The following is a 22,849-nucleotide window of genomic DNA, read 5'->3' as shown; positions in this document are numbered from 1 at the left end:
GATGACACGTCCTGCCGATTTCCACGCCCGCGCCCTCGATGTGCTTCACGATGCCAATGAGGCGGCGTGGCACGAGACCGATCCCGAGGAGGGGGTGCGCCACTTCACAAATGCCACGCGCGGCCTGCTGGGGGATCCCGACGCGGTGAACCTGCCTGGCGCCCTGAAGCCGGGCGAAACCCAGTTCATCGTCTCGGCCTGCTTCTTCATTGCCCCGAGCCGCGACCACATGATCGTCTTCGCCGATAATTTCGGGCTTGGCCGCGCGCGCATCTCGGTGACGGACAGCCGGCCGGGTCATGCGGTGCAGACCAAACAGGCGGCCGTGGTGCGCAATACCGATGAGGACAAGATCTTTCGCCAGATCATCAAGTCCGGGCGCGTGGGGTGCTCGATCTATGTGCCGGTAATGTGGAATGGCGACGTGATCGGCATGTTCAACACGGCCTCTCAGGCCCGCTACATCTACGACGAGACCGATATGCGCGTGCAGAAACTCTTCGCCGCCTGTGCCGCGGCTGTCTGGATGGGGCGCGGCGGCCCGCAGCGTGTCGCCGAGGTGGCTGAAAGCCTCGGGCCATGGGCCGCCTGATAGCGCGGAGGTCGGGCAGGGGTGAGTCGCCTGTGACGACGACCACGCTGGGCCCGGCAAGGAACGCTCGTCTGCCGGGCTGAAGCGACGCCCTCGAGGTGCTCAGGCAAAGGCGCTGATGGCGCGCGTCAGATAGGTTCCATGGCCTTTCCGGCCGATCAGATCGCCATCGCGCACCATCGTCTTGCCGCGTACCAGCGTCGTCACCGGCCAGCCGGTGATCTCGATCCCTTCATAGGGGGTGTAGTCGCAGCCATCGGCGAGCATCGCATGGGTCAGCTTCTGCCGCCGCTCGGGATCCCAGATGGCGATGTCCGCATCCGCGCCCACCGCGATCGTGCCCTTGCGTGGATAGAGGCCGTAGGTCTTTGCGTGGTTGGTGGCGGTGAGCGCGACGAAGCGATTGATGTCGATCCGCCCCTTCATCACCCCCTCCGAGAACAGGATGGGCAGCCGCGCGCCGACACCCGGTATCCCGTTGGGTACCCAGCGGAAGCTGGTGCGGCCCTTGGGCGCGAGCTTGCCCTGAGGGTCGTCGTAGCGGAACGGACAGTGATCGGAAGAGAATACCGAGAAGATCTCCTGCTCGATCCCTTCCCAGCATGCCTTCTGGCTCGCCGCGTCGCGGGGCGGGGGCGAGCAGACATATTTGGCGCCCTCCATGTTGAGGCCGTCGAGGTCGTTCTCGGTCAGGACGAGATATTGCGGGCAGGTCTCGCCGAAGATCTTCAGGCCGCGCCGGCGGGCGCGGCGGATCTCGTCCATTGCCTCGCGGTTGGAGACGTGAACCACCATCAGCGGTACGTCGGAGAGCTCGGCGAGCGAGATGGCCCGATAGGTCGCCTCGCGCTCGGCGATGACGGGGCGCGAGGTGGCATGAAAGCGCGGAGCCGTGTGTCCGCCCGCCTCAAGCTGGTCGGTCAGGTAGCGGATGATGTCGTAATTCTCGGCGTGGACCATGACCAGCGCGCGAGTCTCGCGCGCCACGGCCATGACCTCCAGCATCTGCCGGTCCGTGAGCGCCAGCCCGTCATAGGTCATGAACACCTTGAAGGAGGTGTAGCCGTCGCGCACCAGCGCGGGCAGCTCCTGGCCGAGGACGGCGGGCGTCGGGTCGCAGATGATGAGGTGGAACGAGACGTCCGTGTAGCATTCGCCGTCCGCCTTGGCGTGATAGGCGTTCACCGCCTCGCGGAGCGGTAGGTCGCGCTCCTGCATGCAGAAGGGTAGGACGGTGGTGTTGCCACCGATCACCGCCGAGCGGGTGGCGCTCTCGAAATCGTCGGCCATCACGATCCCCTCGCCGGAAGGCTGGGAGATGTGGACATGGCTGTCGATGCCGCCCGGCAGCACCCATTTGCCGCTGGCGTCGATGATCTCGGCGGCCGTGCCGAGATCGGCGCCGAGCGCGGCGATGCGCCCGTCCGTGATGCCGACATCGCAGAAGAAGGTGTCGGATGCGGTCGAGACGCGTCCACCCCGGATGATGGTGTCGAACATGGCTCAGCTCGCCTCCTGCCGTGCCGGCGGCACCGACAGGCCCGCCGCCTCGCTCCGGTGTTCGATCCAGGCCGCCAGCGCCGGGGTGAGCCCGACCGCCGGCTTTGGGCCCGGGCGCGCGAAGCGTCCGGCCCGGGTCGGGCGCGTGCGTAGCCGTGCGAGCAGCGTAGCCTGCCCGATCGCCGCGTCCAGAGGGTCGACCAGCGGCACCGGCACGCGGTCGGCGATCCGCGCGGCCAGGCCCGTCAGCGGCGCGCCGGCCAGCAGGACGACATCGGCCTTGTCTTCCTCCACCGTGCGGCAGGCGAGCGCGACGAGATCGTCCTCGAGTTCGTCTTGCACATCGTGGACGGAGCGGAAGGTGGCGCGCGGGACGCGGACGCCGGCGCAGCGCGGCTGAAGGCCGGCCAGCGCGACGGCGTCCTCGTACCAGGCGGTCAGGGCGTGGGAGAAGGTGATGATCGAAAAGCGCGGTCCGAGCATGCAGGCGGTGAACATGGCCGCCTCCGCCATGGCGGTGATCGGCAGGTCGAACAGTTCGCGCGCGGGGATCAGGCCGGGATCGCCAAAGGCGGCGATGACCACCGCGTCCACGCCCTGCTGGTGCCGGGCGATCAACTCGAGCGTGGTGGTGCCGGCGACCTGCGCCTCGGCGCGGCTGGCGATATAGGGCACGCCTTCTTCCGCCGTGATGGGAACGAGCTCGACGTCGGGGGCGAGGTTCGCGTGCGCGCTCGCCACCATGCGCTCGGTCATGGCGACCGACGTGTTGGGATTGATCAGGAGAATACGCATCGCTCAGCCCTCGCGCGCCCGCTTCCACAGTGCCGCGATGGCGGCGGCGGCGTCGCGGCGGATCGCTTCCGCGTCGACGCGGGTCGGCTGGCCGCCCTCCACCATGACCTCGCCGCCGACCGCCACCAGCTCGACATCGCGGCCCTGGGCGACATGGACGAGATTGCCGAGCGGGTTGGTCGCCGGCGTCAGATGCGGCTGGCGGAAATCGAAGGCGACGAAGTCCGCCTGCTTGCCGATCTCGATGCTGCCGATCTCTTCCTCCAGCCCCATGGCACGCGCGCCGGCCATGGTCGCCATCTCGAACACGGTGTCGGGTTGCCAGTCCGGCGTCACCGCGCCGAGCTGGATGCGCCCGACCGCGAGCGCCCAGCGCATCACCTCGACCATGTCGGCGTGCATGTTGTCGGTGCCGAGGGCGAGCTTCGCCCCCGCCGCGCGCAGCTTGTCGGTCGGCGCGATGGTGGCGCCGGTGGCGTTGCCCTTGGCGATGTGTGCGACATGAATGCCGGCCTTGCCGATGCGGGCGATGTCGCTGTCGCTGACGTGAATGCAGTGCGCCGCCGTCAGCCGCTCGTTCAGAAGGCCGATCTCGTCGAGTAGTTCGGGCGGGCTCTTGTCGTCGCGCTCGCGAATGCGCGCGAGCTCGACCTTGCTCTGGGACAGATGGGTGGTGACGCGAAGCCCGGTCTCTTCCGCCGCCCGGGCGATGCGGCGCAGGAACGGCGTCGAGCAGGTGTCGGGGGCATGCGCGGCGAGCTGGACGCCGATGCGTCCCCCGCTCTTGCCCTCGAAGCGCTCGGCAAGGTCGATGGCGTCTTGGAGCGTGCGCTCGCCGATGGCGTCGACATAGTCCCAGCGCCCCACGGATACGCCGGAGAAGTCGACATCGTGGATGCGCCCGCAGGACCACACACGCAGGCCGATTTCGGCCATGGCGGGTGTCACGATGTCCGCGTGCACGAAGGTGTCGTTGATCAGCGTCGAGCCGAAGAGCAGTGCCTCCAGCGCCCCGAGCCGCGAGATCGCATAGGCCTCCTCGGGCGTCACCATGTGGCCCTGGGGGATGCCGGGCGTGTAGGCCGGCGCGAAGCCGAGATCCTCGGCGACGCCCCGCACCATGGAGAGATTGGCGTGGGTGTGAACGTTGACGAGGCCCGGCGTGATCACGCGGCCTGGCAGATGCACCGTGCGCCGCGCCCGGAGCGGAGCGCCGATAGCGCCGGCGGGCTCGATGCGGGCGAAGCGGCCGTTCGAGACCGCGATGACGGCGTCGTCGATGACGTGGCCGGCCGGCGCCCCCGTCAGCACGGTGGCGCCGGTGATGACCAGGTCGTAGAGCTGGTCGGAAGACGGGTTGGACATGGGTCTACCGGTTGAGAACGTGGGTGAGGAAACGGCGCGTCTTCTCCTCGCGGGGCGCCGTGAAAACGTCTTCGGGCGGGCCTTCCTCGACGATGTGCCCGTCGGCCATGAAGATGACCTTGTCTGCCGCCCGCCGGGCGAAGCCCATTTCGTGGGTGACGACGATCATCGTCATGCCTTCGCGCGCGAGATCGCCCATGACGTCGAGCACCTCGTGCACCAGTTCGGGGTCGAGCGCGGAGGTCGGCTCGTCGAACAGGATGAGGCGCGGCTCCATAGCCAGCGCACGCGCGATCGCCACGCGCTGCTGCTGCCCGCCCGAAAGCTGGGAGGGGCGCTTGTCCATATGCTCGGCGAGGCTGACGCGGGCCAGTTGCTCGGCCGCGCGTTCCTCGGCCTGCACACGGGAAAGTCCGAGCACCTTGCGCGGACCGATGGCGACGTTCTGCAGGGCCGTCAGGTGCGGGAACAGGTTGAAGCGCTGGAAGACGAATCCGAACTTGCTGCGCTGGAGGGCGAGCCGGTGCTCCGGCAAGGGGGCCCACTTGGCTGCTTCGCCGACATAGGCGCCGCCGACGGGCTCGCCCGCGAGCTCGATGGCACCGGCGGTTGGCGTTTCCAGATAGTTCAGGCAGCGCAGAACCGTGGTTTTGCCGGACCCCGAGGGGCCGATCAGCACCAGTGTCTGCCCGGACATGACGTCGAAGGAGATACCCTTGAGGATCTCGCGTTCGCCGAAGCTCTTTCGGAGACCCTGCACCGACAGAAGCGGCTTTTCGCGCGTCCGGGGCTCGGTGGCGGGATGCGTGTCAGTTGTCATCGTGATCACCAGGCCGGCAGGCGCCGTTCGATCACCCGCGAGATCCACGAAACCACGGATATGATGGCGTAGTAATAGATGGCGAGGAGGGCGAAGATCTCGAGCGGCGCGAAATGCGAGGCGACGATCGCCTGGCCCGAGCGTGTCAGCTCGTAGACCGATATGACCGAGAGCAGCGAGGTGTTCTTCAGGAGGGTGATGATGTCGTTCGTCAGCGCCGGGAGCATCGGCCGGATCGACTGCGGCAGCAGGATGTAGAGCAGGATCTTGCCCTGGGTCATGCCGATCGATTTTGCCGCCTCCGTCTGCCCCTTCTCGACCGAGCCGACCGAGCCGCGCACGATCTCGGCAATATAGGCGGCGCTGTTGAGCGAGAGCGCGATCACACCCGCCCAGAATTCGCCGAGCCGGAAGCCCATCAGCGGCAGCCCGAAGAAGACGATGAAAATCTGGATCAGCAGCGGCGTGCCGCGAATGAAGTCGACATAGCCGCGCACCAGCCAGCGCATCCAGGCCCATCCGCCCAGCGAGACGAGGCCGAGGGCGATGCCGCCCGTGAGGCCAAGCAGCGCGGCGACCGACGCGATCTTGAGCGTCATCACCGTGCCGACGGCGAGAAGAGGAATGGCCATCTCGACGATGGCCCAGTCTATCGTCATTGCCTCGTATCCGCGATCGAGGGGCCGGAGGGACCCGGCCGAAACGGCGGGGCGGGCGCTTCACCCGCCCCGCACAGGCGTTCAGGAGAAGTCGGGGATCTTGTCGGAAAGCTTCATCCTGGTGCCGAACCATTTTTCCTGAAGCTTGTAGATCTCGCCATTCGCCTTGAGTGCCTCGATGCGCTCGTTCAGGAAGTCGATCAGCTGCGTGTCTTCCTTGCGGGTACCGATGCCGGCCCAGTTGCGCGGGCCGATGTCGCGCACGATCGCGTATTTGCCCGGGGCATCCTTCACCACCTGGGTCAGGGTGGCGAGCGAGTTGATGACGCCGTCGACCGATCCCTGCGACAAAGCGAGATAGGCCGCGGGATGATCGTCGTAGGTCTTCACCTCGGCGAAGCCCTTGCCGGTATCGGCCTTGAGCTTCTCTTCGAGCTTGGTCTTCATCGTGTCGCCGGCCGAGCCGAGCTTCACGCCGAGAATCTTGCCGGCCATGCCGTCGAGATTCTTGATGGTGTCGGCGTCGGAGGCGCGGATCAGCATCTCCTGCGTCGCCTCGGTGTAGGGAATGGAATAGCCGACCTTGGCGACGCGCTCCTTGGTGTAGGTGAGCGAAGTCATGATGACGTCGAAGTTGCCGGCATAGAGCGCGGGAATGACGCCGGCCCAGGCGGTGTCGACGAATTCCACCTTCACGCCGAGCGGCTTGAAGATCTGTTCGGCGAGATCGAGATCGTAGCCTACGATCTTGCCGGAGTCGTCGCGGAAGGTGAACGGCCGGTAGGAGGCCTCGACCCCCACCCGCACGACGCCTGCCTTCTTGATGGCGTCGAGGGTAAGCGGCTCGGCGCTCGCCGGGTTCGCAACAGCGGCGAGACCGACCGGCAAGGCCGTCGCAATGGCGAGGAACAGACCCGAAATCTGGAGGAAGCGGCGTCGGGAAGCGCCAGCTGCGGAAAGGCGGAATGACATGAAAATCTCTCTATGTCTCAAGGCTTTCGGTGGCGGGCTGGGCGAGCATCAGATTGAATGCCATCTGATTTATCTAAGTTTATACAATAACTTAAATTGAAATCGCCAGTCAGAACCCGCCAAATGATTGTGCAGCGATGCCTGCTCTCGAGGCACGTTTCCCGGCTCTAGCCTGATGATGGCGAGGTCTCCCGATGTCCGTGGCGGGAGATTTTGAGTGTGGTTTCGCCGCGTTGGCCGCGCATGCCCGGTTCGGGCGGGCGAAGGCCGGCCGTGAGAAGGGCCGCGAACCCTGCCAACTATTTCAGCATGCCGGAGGTCGGTGGGGGGCCGTGGCGCGTCAGGCAGTCATGTCGTCCGCGGCGGCGACCTGCGAACCGCCGGCCTCCATCAGGACCACGCAGACCGTTTCTCCGGTGCGCAGAAGGTGGCGCTTCCAGACACGACGCGCGGCCTCGGCGTCGCGAGCGTGCAGCGCGGCCATGAAGGCCTCGTGCTCGTTCACCGATTCTTCCCAGCGCAGCGGGTCGATGATCGCCATGTAGCGCCCGCGCCGTGCCCGCAGCATCAGGTTGGAATGGGTGGCGATGAGGATAGGATTGCCGGAGAGCCTGACGATCGTGTCGTGAATGGTGCTGTTGAGCTCGAAATAGGGATCCTTTTCCTGCAGCCGGTAGTGCACCAGCATGCGCGCGTGCATGTCGTCGAGCCGGTCGAGGTCGGCAGCCTCGATACGTGTCGCGGCGATCTCGGCGGCGAGACTTTCGAGCCCGGCGATGACCTCGAACAGATTCGAGGCTTCCTCGGGCGTGAAGGACATGATCCGAGCGCCCTTGTTCTGGGACAATTCGACCAGGCCTTCGACCTCGAGCAGCTTCAGAGCTTCGCGCAGCGGCGTGCGGGAGACTGCGAGCATCTCACACAGGGCGCGCTCCACGATCCGGCCTCCCGGCGGCAAGTCTCCGCGAATGATCCGGTCGCGCAGATCGTTCGCCACCTGATGCGCGAACGGCACGCGCCGCGACATGGGGGGCTTGTTCGCCGATGGCCGGGTTCTCCGGGTATCTTCGCTGCGCCCTGCCGGCAATTCTCGATCACCACGTTGCATGAAGTGCTTTAAGGGCCATTCATGTCTCCAATCGACAATCGTTTACCCGCTCCGCGCCGGCCGACAAGCCTTGTTCGGGTGCGGTCGGTGGATATCGGGGGGCGCGCTCGGCCACAGGCCGCACCTCGAACCTTCAAATCAGTCTCGGCCGGGGGATTGCGAGAATTCAAGGGATCGTCTGGTTCGACGTCATGGCCCCGACGACGAAGGCGAGATTGGCGGCGCCGATGAGGGCAGCGGCGTGGGCATCGGCGAGGGCTTCGCGCGCATCGAGCAGACCGGAATCGGCGGCGGTCGCGGCGGTCACGGTGCCGACGCCATTCCTGTAGGCGGCCAGCGCCGCGTCATAGGTCGTGGAGGCAGCCTTGGTGAGAGCCGTCGCGGCGCGATACGATTCGAGGGCCGTGCGCAGCTGGTTGTTGGCCGCGACGATCTCCGTCACCGCCAGCGTCTGCGTGCGATGGAAGGTGTTCTCCGCCGCCGCGGCCCGGGACTGCGCCTGCTTGAGCTGCGCGGCGCGCAGGCCGGCGTCGTAGAGCGGCATGGTGGCGCCGATCAGCACGCCCGAACCGGTCGCCTGCTGATTGATGGTGGGAAGGCCGTTGGCGTTGAAGCTTCCTTCTCCGGAGGCCACGGCGCCGGCGACGAAGACCTTCGGCATGAACTCGGCCTCCGCCGCCGTGATGCCGGACTTGCTGGCCTCGAGCGCCGAATAGCTCGCGACGACATCCGGCCGCTGGGCGAGCGCCAGCTTGATCATGGCGTCGAGCGGCACCTTCGATGCGTCGGGAAGCCGGCGCCCGGCATCGTCGGCGACATGGATGCGCAGCGTGGCGTTGATGCCCATGGCGGCGAGCAGGTTCTGGTAGGCGTCGCGCTCCTGACCCTCGGCCTGGACCCGGCGAAGCTCTGACTGGGCAACCTGCTGGCGTGCCTGGGCGACTTCCACCGTCGTGGCGAGCCCCTTGTCCAGCCGATCCTCAGCGGCCGCGCGGATGGCGATGGAGTTGCGCTTGGTCTGCCGCGTGATCCGGGCGCGGGCGAGGGACGCGCCATACGCGTAATAGGCCTGCGTGACCTGGAAGATCAGCTTCTGGTGCTCGCCGTTGAAGAGCACGTTGGCCGCGACGGCGCCGTGCTTGGCGGCGTCGGCGACCGCGGCCCGCTCGCCGAAATCGAAGATCAGCCATTGCAGGGCGATGGAGGGCGAGACGCCTTCTGCCGTGGTGTCGAAATAGCGCTGGCCGCCGAGCGGCACCGGCAGCGGCGTCGAGACGTCCTGCCTTCCGCCGATGACGTTGGCGGTGATGAGCGGAAGATACGTCGCTTCCACCATGCCTACGGCCAGCGCGGCCTCCCGCGCGCGCTGCCAGGCGATGCGGGTGGTGGGATTGTTGCGCTGGGCGATGTCGATCAGCTCGGGCAGCCGGTAGGTACGATCGAGATCGATATCGGGCGTATTCGGCAGCTCGGCGAGCGTCGGATTGACGGGCACGGCGAAGTCCCGCGGGGTGCCGGGAGGGTCCGCCGGCGCGGGCTGGGCGGTGCTCCACATATCCTTCTCATGGCCGTTGGGCGTCCACGGCGTGTCGGCCGAGGGCGAGGCCATGTTGGCCGCGTTCGGCGCGCAGCCGGCCAGCATGAGGGCCATCATCATGGCCGCCATCACGGCCGCATTGACCGCGGCGAGCCGGCCGCGGCTGGAGGGGCGGAGGCGTGACGGGAAGCTGCTCATCGCCTCATCCCGTCACGAGCGTTGCGAGGCGGTCGACCCGCCGATGGATGGCGTCCGGCGCGCCTTCCCTCGTCGTTTCGCCTGCCGGAGGACCGGCCGGAGCTTTGCGGATGGCGTCTGCGAGCTGATCGAGGCGCGGCGCCAGTGCGGTGAGGTCGTCTCCACTGAGAAAGGCGGCGCGTCCGAGCGCCTCCAGCTCCCGGTTTGCCACTCGCAGCTCGGCCTCGGCCTTCTCCGTGGGGCGTACCTGTCGAGGCTCGAGGGGGATGAGCTCGATCATGTCGGCGCACCGGGCAAGCTCGTGTTCCACCGCCGCGAGCTGCGCGACGGCGCCGTCGCGGTCCCGCGGCGTCATGCGCGCCAGCCGGGCAAGGCTTGTCAGGGCGCCCGCAAGACGGCTGCGCGCCGCGCTCTCGATCGAGACCGCCCAGACCTGCGTGAAGATGAGATAGACGACGAGATTGCCCAGCAGGATGCCGAAGATGCGGTCGCGCGCGGTGCCGAGGTCGAGCGTCGGGCCGAAGCCCTGCACGACAGTGAGCAGGAAGGCGAGGGCGATCTGCACGCCGCCATAGGAGATGCGCTCATTGCCGCTCGAGACCCAGCCGCCGACGAGAGTGCCGGCGAGGACGAGCGCCATGAGGCCGCCGATGGACTGGAGATGCGGCATGACGAACAGGATCGAGCCGACGCCCATCGCCGCGCCGATCAGGCATCCGGTGATGCGCAGCCCCAGCTTGTGCACCGTCTCGCCGGTGGTGCCCAGCGCAGCCACGTAGCAGGTGATCATCGCGGTGTGGATGCCCTGCCAGTCGATGCCCGTATAGACGACGTAGCAGATGACCGCCGCCGCCGTCGTCTTCAGGGCGAAGCGCTGATAGTCCGGGTTGGTGAAGGCGTCGGGAAAGAAGAACGGCGCCTTGGGGGCCGGCAGCATCTTGCCCTCGTCTTCGCCGGCGATGACGGCAAGGGCCCGCCAGGCCTGCCGCTCCGCCTCGCTCGCCGTCGCTTCCGGCGCGAGGGGCGGGGGCGGCGCCTCGCCGGCGTCGAGAGCGGCGAGCGCGAGGTCGATCTGGCGCGCCAGCGCCTCGCGCGTTGCCGCTTCGTCCGGAAATCCGTCGCTCTGCGAAAATTCGGCGGCGGCGATCATGAGGCGATAGGAGGCGCGCACGTCGCGGGCGATCTGGCTGGCCGCCGTGCCCGGCACCAGATTGAGCAGGCGCACGAAGCCCGCCTGCTTGTCGAAATCCTCATTGCCTTCGCCGAGGAGCTCGGCGAGCTCGTGGCGGGCCTGCGCGCCGCCCTCGCCGATCGCGGCACGGCACGCTTCGAGGCGCTGGCGCAGCTTCCCGCGCAGGAGGCGCACCGGCGACATGCCGAGGAAGAGGTTGAATACGACCATCAGCGCCATCGGCATGACGGCCATGTACCAGGCATAGCGAAGGGCGAGCGTCACCGCGTCGCCGAACGGCGCGTTGCTCAGCAGGGACAGCACGAAGGCGATGACGAGCGCGATGACGCCGCCGATCTCTCCGAGCTGGCTGGCCGCGCCGATGAACAGGAAGATGAACGATATGAGGGCGATCAGCCCGAGCCTGAGCGCGGGCGATTCGATCGCCACATGCGTGAGCAGCACCACGAAGGCGACGACCAGCGAGACCAGGACGATGAGGCCGATTGCCGTGCCGATATTCGTCACCGCATCCGGCTTCATCAGGAAGATGATGAGATAGCAGCTGATCGCGGCTTCCGGCAGCTGGTACATCATGGCGACCATGGTCACGAGCGCGCACAGCAGCGCGACGCGCCATGTCAGGGCCCAGCGGCCGGGAAAGGGCGCGAGATCGGCCAGCGCCTGGCGGAAGAGGCCCCGCGCGGGGCGTTCAGCAGCGGTCGCCATGATGAACGATCGCAACGGCGGACGCGCCCATCCGCATCAGGTTTTCGGGAGGATCGGCCAGTCTGATGCGCACCGGGAAGCGCTGGACGATCCGCACCCAGTTCAGCGACTTCGGGACATAGGGCAGGTTGCGCGGGATGTTGAGGATGTCCTCAGACACCACGCCCCAGCCGATACCCTCGACGGTCCCGGTGATGTTGACGGAACGGTCGGCCAGCGTGAAGACGCGGGCGCAGTCGCCGACCGTTATCTGTCCCAGTTCGGTCTCGCGGAAGAAGGCCGAGGCGTACCAGTTGTCGGTGTCGATCAGGGTGAAGACCGACTGGCCGGGCGCGACGATCTCGCCGGTGGAAACCGACAGTCCGACCACCCGCCCGTCATTGGGCGCGCGGATCTCGGTATTGGCGAGGTTGCGCTCGGCAATCGCAAGCGCGGCGCGGCGTGCTTCGACGAGGGCGTCGGCGGCATCGAGCGTGGTGACGAGGCTGTCCGCCGCCTCCGCCTGCTTCCCCGCCTGGTTGAGGCTCAGCCGGGCATCGTCGCGGGCGGTCCGGGCATCGTCGACCTGCTGGGCCGTGACGTAGCCCTTGGGAAGGAGCGGCGTCAGCCGGCCGAGCGTCTGCTCTGCGAGGGCCAGGTTGGTGCGGGCGCGGTTGACCTGTTCCGCTGCGATGGCGGCGTTGGACTGCTCGGCGGCGATGGTGCGGCGCTGCGTGTCGCGGGCGGCTTCCGCAATCTTCAGATCCGCCTTCGCCTGGTCGACTGCGAGTCTGTAGGGCTCGGGATCGATGGCGAAGAGCAGCGAGCCGCGCGCCACCTTCTGGTTCTCGGACACCGCGATGGCGACGATCTTGCCCGGCACGGTGGAGGCGATGTTGACGATGTTGGCGGTCAACACCGCGTCCTCGGACAGCGGATTGAGCTCGGCCTGGCGGAAGTAGAACCACCCGGCGGCGATCGCGCCGACGATGATCAGCGCGCCGATGGTCGAGCCCAGCAGGCTCCTGCGATGCGAATAGGCCGACGGTGCCATCGCCTAGCGCCCGTAGACCAGCAGAGCGAGGCTGAACCCGATCGCGGCGGCAAGGCAGGTATAGACAATCAGCCGCCAGGGCAGGACGTCATCTATGCCCAGCCGAATGAAAACCGCGCGCAGTACCAGCGCCCCGATGACGCCAGCCGCCGCGCAGAAGAGCCAGAACGGGAAATAGGCGCCGAACAGGGGAACGGAGGGGCTCGCATAGGGCGAGCAGCCTCCGAGGCCGACCAACGCGGGTGCCAGAAGGCCGGACATGCGAAAAGCCTGTATCCCACGCATGTTACCCCCGCCCGCGTAGCACTTCCTGCACAGTTAACAGCCGTGATCGGCCGATCCAACCCTTGCACCGTCGCCGGCCACCACCAATGCGCAAGGCGTGACGGAAAGGGCGCAGATGCACGCCCGGTGGATCGTCTCGATCATGGAGGCCACTATCGACTTTCGCAGGGACACGTTCTCGCATCATGAGCATGAGCCTGCAGCAGCTCGATTTTCCAAGCAAAAAGGGGCGTCGTGAGAATGCCTTTGTCCGCCGCATCGGGTGAAGGCGAGTGCCGCCAATTCAGGACGGCAGCGCGGCCTTGAGCATCCCGGTCGCGTCGGTCTGCGCTCCCGCCAGCTTCTTGAGCGGAAGTACCCTCGGCTGGGTGACCCCGTCGAGGGCGGTGAGGTCGAAGGAGACGAAATTCAGGCTTTCATAATCGCGGATGAAGAACAGCCTCCGGTCGAGATCGGCGAGGCTGGTCCAGCTTGTGAACTCGGTAGCGTATTTGGTGGATGTATCGGCCCCGAGGCCCGCGACCTCCATATGTCCGCCGCCTTCCGGCGTCGGATAGTCGATGGTGACGCCGCGCGGACGGTCGAAGTTGTTCATGATGTGGCTCAGGGCACGGATGGCGAGGTCGGGTGTCGCCGCCTTCTCGGCGAAATGAGCGTAGTAGGCGGCGCGCACGAAGCGGCCGACGGAGGTGTTGGACGCTGGCAGGCCGGCCGTCGCTATCCCTGAATCGGGCTGGATCACCTTCAGCGCGCCGAAGCTTCCGCTCGAGCGGTCGACGTTGCTCAGGAAGGTGTAGTTCGCCAGGTTGGTCAGGTGCCAGCCGAAGTCCGGGCCGTTGGTCATCACCCCTACGGGGTTGTCGTGGATCGACATCACGCCGCGATTGAACTCGATGACCGCGCAGGCGCCGGTGGCATCGTGGACCACGTAATGAAAAGGTGATTCGACGCCGCCAAGGATGGCGAGCGGAGCGAGCAGAACGGGCTGCTCGGCAAGTGCCGCCTTGACCTCCTCGACCGTCTCGAACTGCCCAAGGACCCAGCTACCGAGATCGGAGGCGGAGAGTACGCTCTGCGTCACGGCCACCGAGCGGTGCCCGCCCCCGGCGGTCGGGTAGGAGAGAAGGCTGAAGGTGAGGCCCCGCTCATTGATCCCTTCAAGTATCTTGAGATCGTCGATGCCGATGGGGGACTGCGCCGTTGGCACACGGCAGGGCATCGTAACGCCGAGCACTGCGTAGCGGGTGCTGAAGTCGAAGCTCGGATGGCCTTCGATCCGCGAGGATACGGAAAAGCCCGCCGGCAGGTAGACGATCTGGTACGGCAGATCGATCGTGAGCTCGAGCGTCCGGCCGAAATAGGCTTTGCCGGCGGCGTCGCTGTAGATCAGTGATGTGCACATGTGGGCCTCGTCCTCGAACACCGGCCGGCGCGATCGACGCGTCTCGAGGCCTTCCCGCTCGACGTTGGACTGCGACGGTTCCGGTCCTAGGTATCGGGGAGGAGCAGGTGTGTCTATCGTCCTTGTGGTAATATCGAGCGGGGGCGATCTGGTCGGCGCTAAGCCCGTCGGCGGGCGATGGTTCGGTCGCGGGCAACCGGTCACCGAACCGGGCGCGCATCAGGAGCTCGAGCATTGCCGCAAAGAAGTCGTGCGCAGCTGATCCGCCTGTTGGCCGTAGCGGCAGATGAAGCCGATCTGGCCGCGTTCTCCCGGCGAGGGGGCCTTGCACGCCCGCTAGAACTGCGCTTCCCGCTCGCGAAACGAGGGGATCGCCCGCAGGGCGAAGCGAAGCAGTTCGTCCCGCTCGCGCAGACCAAGCCGCGCTCCCTCGAGCACAGCCGACGCGAGCATGGTGCGAATGCCCTCATTCAGCGGCGCGCGCGCCGAGGCCCGGATGCAGGCGTCCTCGAGGACTTGCTGGAGCAACGCCACGGTTTCCGGATCGTAGCTCTGCGCGAACAACACCGACGCAACTCCCGTCTCGACATGACGACGCCCATGTAGACGAGCTGGGCCGTTCCGCAAGAGTCGATCTTTCTGACTCCAAACGAAAAATCCGCTTTGCGGGCCAGGGCTGAGTGAAATCCCCCGGCGGCCACCGCTGATCTGCGCCGCCTTGGTCGACGATGATGCTCCACCCGGCCCCCGCGGCAAGGGCCGGATGCCACCGGGACCGAGATGAGAGCGGTTGTGAAGGCCGCTATTGGGCCTCGAAGACGACCACGTCCTCCTTGATCGTGGCAACGACGTCGATCGTGTCGAGCGTCTCCGGATCAACGGCGGTAGGATTTTTGGACAGTATCGCGAAATCGGCGAGCTTGCCGGGCTCGATCGAACCCTTCGGGGCCTCCTCGAAATGTTGATATGCCGGCCAGATCGTCATCGCCTTCAGCGCCGTCATCACATCCACGCGTTGCGCCGGCCCGATAATGTCGCCCGAGCGCGAGCGTCGCGTCACGGTAGCGTCGAGCACCCTCATGCTGTTGGGGAAGGATACCGGCGCGTCGTGATGGGTGCTGAACTTCATCCCTCGTTTCACCACCCAGCCGGTCGGCGCGATGTTGTCCACGAGTTCGGGACCGACAGTGTGCTCCCGGTGCCAGTCGCCCCAATAGAAGGTGTGCATCGGGAAGAGCGACATGAACACATCCAGCCGCTTGTAGGAATTGACCTGATCCTCGCGCAGGAACTGACCGTGAATCAGCGCCGGACGGCGGTCGGCAGGCCCGTATTTCTTCGTCGGCGCATCGATGCCGGCGATCAGCATGTCCGACGCCCCCTCGCCATTGGCGTGGGTGTTGATCTGTATGCCGTTGGCGAAGGCCCAGTCGATCGCGTCGACGATCTGCTCCATCGTCGCGGCGGCATAGCCCGCGTAGCCGGGAGGATAGTCGCCGACGGGATCGTAATAGGGCCGATCCCTCAGTGCGGTGAAACCTTGCGGTGAACCGTCGATCGTCAACTTGGCACCGGCCACCCGGAACCGGTTCTTGTAGTCGCGGGAGATGTGGGCGGCGATATAGTCTCGATCAACCAGGACGTCGGGATAGGTCAGGACGTCGATCTTGAACCCGCCCTCATCGGCCACCTTGCGCAGCATGTCCTCGGTTGCCGGGACCGAACGGCCTTCCTCAGCGGTGGTGTACCCGTACTTGGCCCAGAGTTCCGCACGGGCTCGGGCGAAAGTCTCGAAGCCTTCCGCACCGACCGGCGCGATCAGCTTGGTGAGCGCGGCGTAGAAGGCGTTCTCTTCCAGAACGCCAGTCGGCTGGCCATCGGCGCCGCGGAGGATCTTGCCGCCGGCGGGATCCTGGCTGTCGGCAGTGATGCCGGCCACTTCCAGCGCCTTGGAGTTTCCCGCGCCCATATGTCCGGACTGATGGATCACGAAAACTGGCACGTCGGCGGAGACGGCGTCGAGATCCTCGCGGGTTGGGTGCCGCTCCTCGGCGAGCTGTGCGGGATCGTAGCCAATGCCGACGATCAGGTTCGCCTGTCTGACGGCATTGGCGTTGTCCTTGGCCCAGGCCTTCAGCGTCTCCTTGAGACCTGCCATATCTCCCACCTCGCCGTCCGGCGGCGACAGCAGGTTTGCCGAGAGTGCTTGCAGCCCACCGATCAGCATGTGGCCATGGGCGTCGAAAAATCCCGGCAGCATCGACCGGCCCGACAGATCGAACGCTTTTGTCTCGGTCCCGCGGAAAGCCTCGATTTCGGCAACTGTCCCGACCGCCAGGATTTTTCCGTCCTTGACCGCAACGGTCTCGGCGGTCGGCGCGGCGTCGTTCATGGTCAGGATGGCGCCGCCAGAGTAGATCGTATCGGCGACTTCTTGTGCGAAGGCGGCCTCCGGAGCGAGCAGCGTACCCACGATCGCGGCATGCGCCAGGCCCCGCAACAAACTTGTCCGCCTGGTTCGACGCGGCGCCCTTCGCCGCGCCGAATATGCGCGCGGCTAACCCGCCATGGACGAGACTTCCCATGCCGGGAACGGGTCCGGCAGGTGCATAAGTGGTTCGGGATCGAAGACAGTGGGTCGGAGGGGCCCGACGAGGCAGTCGTCGAGCGCGGCGCAGATCGCCTCTTCGTCCATGTTCACGCCGATGAAGACGAGCTCCTGTCGCCGGTCGCCATAGCCGGGCGTCCAATGCTGCCGCAGCCAGCTACGCCAGTCGGGCTGCGTCGGCCAGCGCTCATGCGGGATCGCAGCCCACCACTGGCCGATCGAGCCGGTGCGGCAGATGGCGCCGGCAAGCGACATCTGCCCAACCCGGCGCGGACGCGTCGCCAGCCAGAACAGCCCCTTGGCGCGAACGAGGCCGGGCCAGGTCCTGGCGAGGAAGGCGTTGAACTTCTCCGGATGGAACGGACGGCGCGCGCGATAAACGAAGCTGGAGACGCCGTATTCCTCGGTCTCGGGCACGTGGTCGCGGAAGCCGTTCAGTTCCTTGAACCAGGTCGGGTGCTCATGCGCCTGCTCGAAGTCGAAACGCCCGGTGCCGAGGATGTCCTTGAGTGGCACGTTGGCATGGTCGGTCTCGATGACGAGGGCGTCCGGGTTGAGAGCCTTGATGACGGCGCGCACCTCGTTCCGGCGCGTTGGGGCGATATCCGACACCTTGTTCAGCACGACGACGTCGGCGAACTCGATCTGGTCGGTGAGAAGATCGACCAGGGTGCGCTCGTCGTCCTCGCCAGCGGTCTCGCCGCGGTCGCGCAGGAAGTCGCGGCTGCCGAAATCCCTAAGGAGGTTCGCCGCGTCCACCACCGTCACCATGGTGTCGAGCCGGGCGATGTCGGAGAGCGAGAAACCTTCCTCGTCGCGGAACTCGAAGGTGGCGGCCACCGGAAGCGGCTCGGCGATGCCGGTCGATTCGATCAGCAGATAGTCGAAGCGCCCGTCATCGGCGAGCCGGCGCACCTCGGCGAGCAGGTCGTCGCGCAAGGTGCAGCAGATGCAGCCATTGGTCATCTCCACCAGCTTCTCCTCGGTATGGGAGAGGTTGGCGCCGCCCGAGCGCACGAGCTCGGCGTCGATGTTCACCTCCGACATGTCGTTGACGATGACGGCGACGCGCATCCCCTCGCGGTTGGCCAGCACATGGTTGAGCAGGGTGGTCTTGCCGGCGCCGAGGAAGCCGGAGAGTACTGTCACCGGAAGGCGTGAATCGGACATATATGCACGCTCCACTTGCATATTGATACAATATATCATTTGCATGGAGATGGATGTCGATCAAGCCCCGCGGGAACGTCGCAGACGAAAAGATGGACCGCGAGCCGATCCAGATATTGACGCCCCCTCGCACCCGATGACTAAATGTGGGCATCGTGGCTCCTCCAATCGCGATGAGAAAGCTAAGGGGGAAGCCGATGCGACAGCCGTCTTGCGCAGATCACCGATGCGATGGAGCTCGCAGCCGGATCTGATCGGCCCACAATTCACGCCACTGGCGGCTCCGAGATTCCTCTGCTGTGGCTGCTGGCGATCGCCGGGGATGGGCGGTTTGCGGTGAGGTCTCGCATCTGGCTCAGCCACAAATCCCGGTTGCAGGCCTCCTGGCGCGGTGCAGCCGAGGCAAACGACAAGAGAAAAGACAACAACGAAAAGCTGATTGCCTTTTCGTACGCACTGGCCTTTCTGGCGAGCTTTGCGAGCGTCAGGCTGAAACCAGAATGAAACGCTTTCGGTCGCGGACCATCACCGGCCCCGGCCGTCTGCAACATCATCTATGTCGGTATTGCGTTGTCGGCAGCGTTTCTGCTCTACGCGCTCTATCGCTCGTTCAGGGGCAGGGCTTGCCTGCAGTAACGCGCGACCGGTCGGTGGTCGCTGATCTCGATGGCTCTTGATGCCACTTCGGAACACGAAAGGAGGCCTGCACATGACCCTCTCAGGCAAACGCATACTCATCATCGGCGGCACGTCCGGCATCGGCTTCGGCGCGGCCGAGGCGGTGCTTGAGGCCGGTGCTTCGGTCCTGGTCGCGTCGCGCTCGGCCGAGAAGGTGGAAGCGGCCGCGGCCCGTCTGGGCGAGCGAGCGTTTGGCCAGATACTCGACACGACAGACGAAGCCGGGATCGAGGCCTTCTTCGCCGCTCAGGCCCCCTTCGACCATGTCGTGGTCTCGGCCGCCAGAACGAAGGTCGCTGCAGTCCGTGAGCTGCCGCTAGCGGATGCCTACGATTCCATGAACTCGAAATTCTGGGGCGCCTATCGCGTCGCTCGCGCGGCGAAGATCGTGGATGGTGGCTCGCTGACCCTTGTCTCCGGCTTCCTGTCGATCCGGCCGAAGAAGGGTGCCGCGATCCAGAGCGCGATCAACGCCGCGCTGGAAGGGCTGACACGCGGTCTGGCGCTCGAACTCGCCCCGGTGCGGGTCAACTGCGTCTCGCCCGGCCTCGTCATGACAGAGATGTATGGCGGGCTCGCCGGCGATGCGCGCCAGAGCATGTTCGAGGGCGCGGCACAGCGGCTGCCCGTCGGGTTGGTCGGCACGCCTACCCATATCGCGGTGCAGATCATGGCCTTCATTGCCAACCCCTACCTCACCGGCAGCACCGTCTATGTCGACGGAGGCGGGGCTATTGCCTGAGCCGGGCTCACGGAATGGAAGTGACGTGAGAACCTGATCCTCCTCCGGATTCAGGTGGAGTGCGTCGCTTGAGGAGACGCGCGATGCGCCCCTCACGGTCCACGGAAGAGCAGATCATCGGGACCGAACACGCTTCTTTCATTCGGCGCTCAGGTGGACGCCGTCGGCCGCAAGACCAAGCTATTCGCTGCGGCGAACGTGCTCACGTCTGCCGATTTGGAGGCGGTCTCGATCATAGTCGAAGCACTGGCAAGCCGCCGCGCTACGCGTTGACGACAGGCGGGAATTGAACCCCAGCGAACTCCCGCGACACCGCGATTTCAACCTGGGTGCCCGCGACGGACTTATAACCCTGCGGTGACCGCGGGCCTCGAACGCCTAATTGTGGTCTGTGATTTCAACCGCCCGAGATCCCAGCAAACCCTGTAGCGACGCCGGTTTGTAAGGGATGGAAAACTGGAGTGGGCGAGCCACTGGGAGCCGGGACAGGCTTCCATCCCGACCACGGTCCGCGCTGCGCGCTCGAAGAACTGCAGCAGCGTCTCCCACCGGAACGTAGCGCGCTGGATCGGTGCCCCGGTGCCGTCCATCCCGACGACGTGGAAGGTGTTCTTGCCGATGTCGATCCCGAAGACGGCCGCGTCACGGGGCTTGTTGCGCTGGGTCATGCTGGTCTCCTCTTCGCACGATGCCTCGATAGAATGAGGCGGGGAGACGGGGCGGACCATCCCATTAATGGTGACGCCCGATGCAAGGCGCAAAGCCGTGGCTCATGCCTGTGCCGCGCACGGGGTGAGCCAGCGTCGGGCGTGCCAGGCGCTGGGCGTCGATCGCACCAGCGTGCGCTGCCGGAGCGTGCGTCCCGATGATGACAGCCTGCGGGAAGCCATGCGGGCCGTGGCCGGAGAGCGCCGCCGCTTCGGCTATAGGCGCATCCACATCATGCTAGGGCGCCAGGGTGTCGTCATGAACCAGAAGAAGCTCTGGCGGCTGTATCGGGAAGAGAAGCTTCAGGTCCGCCGCCGCGGAGGACGCAAGCGAGCGCTTGGCGCCCGGCGTCCCATCCTGGTCCCGGATCGGGTCAACGTCCGTTGGAGCCTCGACTTCGTGTCGGATGCCTTCACGGACGGTCGGCGTTTCCGGGTGCTGGCTGTCGTCGACGACTTCAGCCGGGCGTGCCTGGCGCTGGTGGTCGACACTTCGCTCTCGGGCCTTCGGGTGACACGCGAACTCGATGCGCTGCTCGCCATCCGGGGCAGGCCTGCGACCATCGTTTCCGACAATGGCACCGAGCTGACCTCGATGGCCGTTCTCAAATGGTGCCAGCAGAGCGGCGTCGAATGGCACCACATCGCTCCCGGCAAGCCGATGCAGAACGGCTTCGTCGAAAGCTTCAACGGTCGGTTCAGGGACGGGCGCCTGAACGAGACCCTCTTCTCGAGCCTGGGTCAAGCCCGTGCCGCTATCGCCTCGTGGAAGGAGGACTACAACCTGAACCGCCCTCATTCAGCTCTCGGCAATCGATCCCACGCCGAGTTTGCTGCAACAATCGCACTGGAAACCCACGCCGCCTGAGGCCAAAAATCAACCTTCGGACTCTCTCCTAAGCCGGAGGAGAAAAGGGGCTCAGGTTACCTGGCTATGTCGAACCAATTTATCGATGGTTCGACTTGATATCCGTCAGCGATCGAATTTGTTGTATATCTAAGCAAATTGCCAAATATTGAGACTTTATCTGAGTAACTGATTTCGATATTAAGTATTACCAATTCAGAGAAGTGCATTCCTGTTGGCGCAAGCATGCTGATCCCCGCCTGAGACATGGTCTCAGGTGTCGCGGCGGCGTGCCCACGAAGAAAGAGGTGTTGTTCATGCGTGCGAGGCTTACCCTGTCCCTGCTGATCCTGTCAGCATCGCTTGCGTCGGCGCATGCGCAGTCGACCCTGCGCATCGGTGTGCAGGAGGATCCGGACTTCCTCGATCCTCACCGGGCGCGTTCATTCGCAAGTCGGATCGTCTTTCCGTCCCTGTGCGACAGCCTGCTCAAGGTCAGCGCCAAACTGGCGATCGAGCCGTCTCTCGCCGCCAGCTGGTCCTGGAGCCCGGACGGCAAGACGCTGACGATGAAGCTACGGGACGGGGTGACCTTCCACGATGGTGAGCCCTTCAACGCCGCAGCGGTGAAGTTCAACATCGAACGGGCGCAGACCCTGCCGGACTCGCTGCGCAAGAACGAGATCAGCTCGATCCAGAGCGTCGAGGCCGTCGACCCGCTCACCGTGGTGTTCAAGCTGAAGCAGCCGGACGCGGGCCTCCTCGCCCAGCTTGCCGACCGCGCGGGCATGATGCTGGCGCCCAAGGCGGCGAGTGGCGACGTCACCAGCCATCCCGTCTGCTCGGGGCCGTATAAATTCGTCAGCCGGGTGTTCCAGGACAACATCACGCTCGAGAAGTTCGACAAGTATTGGAACAAGGACAAGTATCACTTCGATCGCGTCATCTTCCGGGTAATCCCCGACGCGACGGTGCGGCTGGCCAATCTGCGCTCCGGCGATCTCGATCTCGTTGAGCGGGTCGCGCCCAGCGACCTTGAGGCTGCGGGCAGCGACAAGAGCATCAAGATCGAATCCGTTCCCGGTCTTGCCTTCACCTACATGGATATCAACATCGGCGGCACCGCGCAGGCAGACACCCCGATCGGGCGCGATCCGCGCGTGCGCCACGCTCTCGACCTGTCCATCGACCGGAACGCCATCAACAAGGTGGTGTTCGAGGGCCACTATGTTCCTGCCGACCAGCCCTTTGCCCCGGCCAGCCCCTACCATATCGACCGGCCGATCCCGGCCCGCGACGTGGCGAAGGCCAAGCAGCTTCTCGCCGAGGCAGGCGTGAAGACACCGTTCCCGGTCAAGATGAACATCGCCAATACGCCGATTGCCCAACAGGTCGGACAGATGGTGCAGGCGATGGCCAGCGAGGCCGGGTTCGACGTGCAGCTCAACGCCACCGAATATGCGACGCTGATCTCCTACAATCGCAGCGGCGAGTTCCAGACTACGATCAAGGGCTTCTCGGGTCGCCTCGATCCCGACGCCTATGTTCGTCAGTTCATCGCCTGCAAGGGCACGCAGAACGATACCAAGTACTGCGACAAGTCGGTGGACGCGCTGATCGCGAAGGCGCGGGCGATCAATGACGAAGCTGAGCGCAAGAAGATGTACACCGAAATTCTCAAGGACTTTCAGAGTACGAGCTCGGTTCTCTATCTCTACTTTGAGCCGCGCATCTACGGCCTGTCGAGCAAGCTCTCCGGCTTCTCGCCGTCGCCGGAAGGGGTGATCGACCTCGAAGGAGTCGAGGCGAGCGCTGACTGATCCCGCTGACATCCCGCGGGGTGGTCATGGCCGCCCCGCTCCCCGCCGGGAGTGGTTCATTCCCGGCACGACCGGTGCGCCTTGAGCTGCCTGTGCAGCGGAGCTCTGCCT

At 65.7% G+C, this 22,849-nt stretch carries 19 protein-coding genes and 2 pseudogenes; 5 read left to right on the top strand and 16 right to left on the bottom strand.

Translation table 11 applies throughout. The annotated features are described in order from the left end of the window. The first annotated feature begins 1 nt into the window (after position 1). Positions 2–592, top strand: a complete 591-nt coding sequence (locus NVS83_RS06010) for a GAF domain-containing protein (protein ID WP_258738522.1) — start codon at positions 2–4, stop codon at positions 590–592. A 102-nt stretch (positions 593–694) separates the two neighbouring features. Here NVS83_RS06010 and hydA read toward each other — a convergent pair whose 3' ends face one another. The 15 genes from hydA to zigA form a co-directional block, all read right to left on the bottom strand. Next, positions 695–2,092 carry a dihydropyrimidinase gene (hydA, locus tag NVS83_RS06005; RefSeq protein ID WP_258738521.1) on the bottom strand — a complete coding sequence of 466 codons (1,398 nt, stop codon included), beginning with the start codon at positions 2,090–2,092 and terminating at the stop codon, positions 695–697. Between the two features lie 3 nt (positions 2,093–2,095). Next, entirely contained in the window at positions 2,096–2,887 is a 792-nt protein-coding gene (locus NVS83_RS06000; protein ID WP_258738520.1) for an aspartate/glutamate racemase family protein, read from the bottom strand. Positions 2,888–2,890: 3 nt separating this feature from the next. Beyond that, positions 2,891–4,252, bottom strand: coding sequence for an amidohydrolase family protein (locus NVS83_RS05995; RefSeq protein ID WP_258738519.1), 1,362 nt, complete (start codon positions 4,250–4,252; stop codon positions 2,891–2,893). 4 nt (positions 4,253–4,256) lie between these two features. Then, positions 4,257–5,072: an amino acid ABC transporter ATP-binding protein gene (locus tag NVS83_RS05990; RefSeq protein ID WP_258739111.1), complete on the bottom strand. Its 816-nt coding sequence runs from the start codon at positions 5,070–5,072 to the stop codon at positions 4,257–4,259. A 5-nt stretch (positions 5,073–5,077) separates the two neighbouring features. After that, positions 5,078–5,731, bottom strand: a complete 654-nt coding sequence (locus tag NVS83_RS05985; protein ID WP_258731564.1) for an amino acid ABC transporter permease — start codon at positions 5,729–5,731, stop codon at positions 5,078–5,080. An 81-nt stretch (positions 5,732–5,812) separates the two neighbouring features. After that, positions 5,813–6,703: a transporter substrate-binding domain-containing protein gene (locus NVS83_RS05980; protein ID WP_258738518.1), complete on the bottom strand. Its 891-nt coding sequence runs from the start codon at positions 6,701–6,703 to the stop codon at positions 5,813–5,815. 340 nt (positions 6,704–7,043) lie between these two features. After that, complete coding sequence (locus tag NVS83_RS05975; RefSeq protein WP_258738516.1) at positions 7,044–7,730, bottom strand: GntR family transcriptional regulator; 687 nt, start codon at positions 7,728–7,730, stop codon at positions 7,044–7,046. Positions 7,731–7,977: 247 nt separating this feature from the next. Beyond that, positions 7,978–9,546: a TolC family protein gene (locus NVS83_RS05970; protein WP_258738515.1), complete on the bottom strand. Its 1,569-nt coding sequence runs from the start codon at positions 9,544–9,546 to the stop codon at positions 7,978–7,980. 4 nt (positions 9,547–9,550) lie between these two features. Beyond that, positions 9,551–11,446: an FUSC family protein gene (locus NVS83_RS05965; RefSeq protein ID WP_258738514.1), complete on the bottom strand. Its 1,896-nt coding sequence runs from the start codon at positions 11,444–11,446 to the stop codon at positions 9,551–9,553. Continuing rightward, positions 11,430–12,479 (bottom strand): multidrug transporter subunit MdtN, encoded by a 1,050-nt coding sequence (mdtN, locus tag NVS83_RS05960; RefSeq protein WP_258738513.1) that lies wholly within the window; start codon positions 12,477–12,479, stop codon positions 11,430–11,432. Before mdtN ends, NVS83_RS05965 begins: the two co-directional genes overlap by 17 nt. A gap of 3 nt (positions 12,480–12,482) precedes the next feature. After that, positions 12,483–12,740 carry a YtcA family lipoprotein gene (locus NVS83_RS05955; RefSeq protein WP_258738512.1) on the bottom strand — a complete coding sequence of 86 codons (258 nt, stop codon included), beginning with the start codon at positions 12,738–12,740 and terminating at the stop codon, positions 12,483–12,485. 307 nt (positions 12,741–13,047) lie between these two features. After that, entirely contained in the window at positions 13,048–14,166 is a 1,119-nt protein-coding gene (locus tag NVS83_RS05950; protein WP_258738511.1) for a linear amide C-N hydrolase, read from the bottom strand. Between the two features lie 336 nt (positions 14,167–14,502). Further along, a complete protein-coding gene (locus NVS83_RS05945) occupies positions 14,503–14,733 on the bottom strand; it encodes a hypothetical protein (RefSeq protein WP_258738510.1) in 231 nt (76 codons plus the stop codon). Between the two features lie 235 nt (positions 14,734–14,968). Continuing rightward, on the bottom strand, positions 14,969–16,666 hold the full coding sequence (locus tag NVS83_RS05940) for an amidohydrolase (RefSeq protein ID WP_258738509.1): 1,698 nt from the start codon (positions 16,664–16,666) through the stop codon (positions 14,969–14,971). A gap of 57 nt (positions 16,667–16,723) precedes the next feature. Beyond that, positions 16,724–17,944, bottom strand: coding sequence for a zinc metallochaperone GTPase ZigA (zigA, locus tag NVS83_RS05935; protein ID WP_258738508.1), 1,221 nt, complete (start codon positions 17,942–17,944; stop codon positions 16,724–16,726). 231 nt (positions 17,945–18,175) lie between these two features. Between zigA and NVS83_RS05930 the strand changes: the two genes are divergently transcribed. Both NVS83_RS05930 and NVS83_RS05925 read left to right on the top strand, forming a co-directional pair. After that, positions 18,176–18,448 (top strand): hypothetical protein, encoded by a 273-nt coding sequence (locus tag NVS83_RS05930; protein WP_258738507.1) that lies wholly within the window; start codon positions 18,176–18,178, stop codon positions 18,446–18,448. 205 nt (positions 18,449–18,653) lie between these two features. Further along, positions 18,654–19,364: an SDR family oxidoreductase gene (locus NVS83_RS05925; RefSeq protein WP_258738506.1), complete on the top strand. Its 711-nt coding sequence runs from the start codon at positions 18,654–18,656 to the stop codon at positions 19,362–19,364. Positions 19,365–19,828: 464 nt separating this feature from the next. Here the strand turns inward: NVS83_RS05925 and NVS83_RS23590 are convergent. Continuing rightward, positions 19,829–20,032, bottom strand: a pseudogene (locus NVS83_RS23590) (IS110 family transposase); the annotation flags it as partial. Between the two features lie 67 nt (positions 20,033–20,099). Here NVS83_RS23590 and NVS83_RS05915 point away from each other — a divergent pair. Both NVS83_RS05915 and NVS83_RS05910 read left to right on the top strand, forming a co-directional pair. Next, positions 20,100–20,939 (top strand): annotated as a pseudogene (locus tag NVS83_RS05915) (IS3 family transposase); the annotation flags it as partial. A gap of 296 nt (positions 20,940–21,235) precedes the next feature. Next, a complete protein-coding gene (locus NVS83_RS05910; RefSeq protein ID WP_258738503.1) occupies positions 21,236–22,738 on the top strand; it encodes an ABC transporter substrate-binding protein in 1,503 nt (500 codons plus the stop codon). Positions 22,739–22,849: the final 111 nt, after the last annotated feature.

It is taken from the genome of Ancylobacter mangrovi, assembly GCF_024752335.1.
Lineage (GTDB): Bacteria > Pseudomonadota > Alphaproteobacteria > Rhizobiales > Xanthobacteraceae > Ancylobacter > Ancylobacter mangrovi.
Note: the sequence above shows the minus strand (reverse complement) of the source record. Positions and strands in the feature narration are given on the sequence as shown.

Bases quoted from the DNA above. Each gene is read 5' to 3' on its own strand.
- NVS83_RS06010 (WP_258738522.1), top strand. From the start codon at position 2: ATGACACGTCCTGCCGATTTCCACGCCCGCGCCCTCGATGTGCTTCAC.
- hydA (WP_258738521.1), bottom strand. From the start codon at position 2,092: ATGTTCGACACCATCATCCGGGGTGGACGCGTCTCGACCGCATCCGAC.
- NVS83_RS06000 (WP_258738520.1), bottom strand. From the start codon at position 2,887: ATGCGTATTCTCCTGATCAATCCCAACACGTCGGTCGCCATGACCGAG.
- NVS83_RS05995 (WP_258738519.1), bottom strand. From the start codon at position 4,252: ATGTCCAACCCGTCTTCCGACCAGCTCTACGACCTGGTCATCACCGGC.
- NVS83_RS05990 (WP_258739111.1), bottom strand. From the start codon at position 5,072: ATGACAACTGACACGCATCCCGCCACCGAGCCCCGGACGCGCGAAAAG.
- NVS83_RS05985 (WP_258731564.1), bottom strand. From the start codon at position 5,731: ATGACGATAGACTGGGCCATCGTCGAGATGGCCATTCCTCTTCTCGCC.
- NVS83_RS05980 (WP_258738518.1), bottom strand. From the start codon at position 6,703: ATGTCATTCCGCCTTTCCGCAGCTGGCGCTTCCCGACGCCGCTTCCTC.
- NVS83_RS05975 (WP_258738516.1), bottom strand. From the start codon at position 7,730: ATGTCGCGGCGCGTGCCGTTCGCGCATCAGGTGGCGAACGATCTGCGC.
- NVS83_RS05970 (WP_258738515.1), bottom strand. From the start codon at position 9,546: ATGAGCAGCTTCCCGTCACGCCTCCGCCCCTCCAGCCGCGGCCGGCTC.
- NVS83_RS05965 (WP_258738514.1), bottom strand. From the start codon at position 11,446: ATGGCGACCGCTGCTGAACGCCCCGCGCGGGGCCTCTTCCGCCAGGCG.
- mdtN (WP_258738513.1), bottom strand. From the start codon at position 12,479: ATGGCACCGTCGGCCTATTCGCATCGCAGGAGCCTGCTGGGCTCGACC.
- NVS83_RS05955 (WP_258738512.1), bottom strand. From the start codon at position 12,740: ATGTCCGGCCTTCTGGCACCCGCGTTGGTCGGCCTCGGAGGCTGCTCG.
- NVS83_RS05950 (WP_258738511.1), bottom strand. From the start codon at position 14,166: ATGTGCACATCACTGATCTACAGCGACGCCGCCGGCAAAGCCTATTTC.
- zigA (WP_258738508.1), bottom strand. From the start codon at position 17,944: ATGTCCGATTCACGCCTTCCGGTGACAGTACTCTCCGGCTTCCTCGGC.
- NVS83_RS05930 (WP_258738507.1), top strand. From the start codon at position 18,176: ATGGAGCTCGCAGCCGGATCTGATCGGCCCACAATTCACGCCACTGGC.
- NVS83_RS05925 (WP_258738506.1), top strand. From the start codon at position 18,654: ATGACCCTCTCAGGCAAACGCATACTCATCATCGGCGGCACGTCCGGC.
- NVS83_RS05910 (WP_258738503.1), top strand. From the start codon at position 21,236: ATGCGTGCGAGGCTTACCCTGTCCCTGCTGATCCTGTCAGCATCGCTT.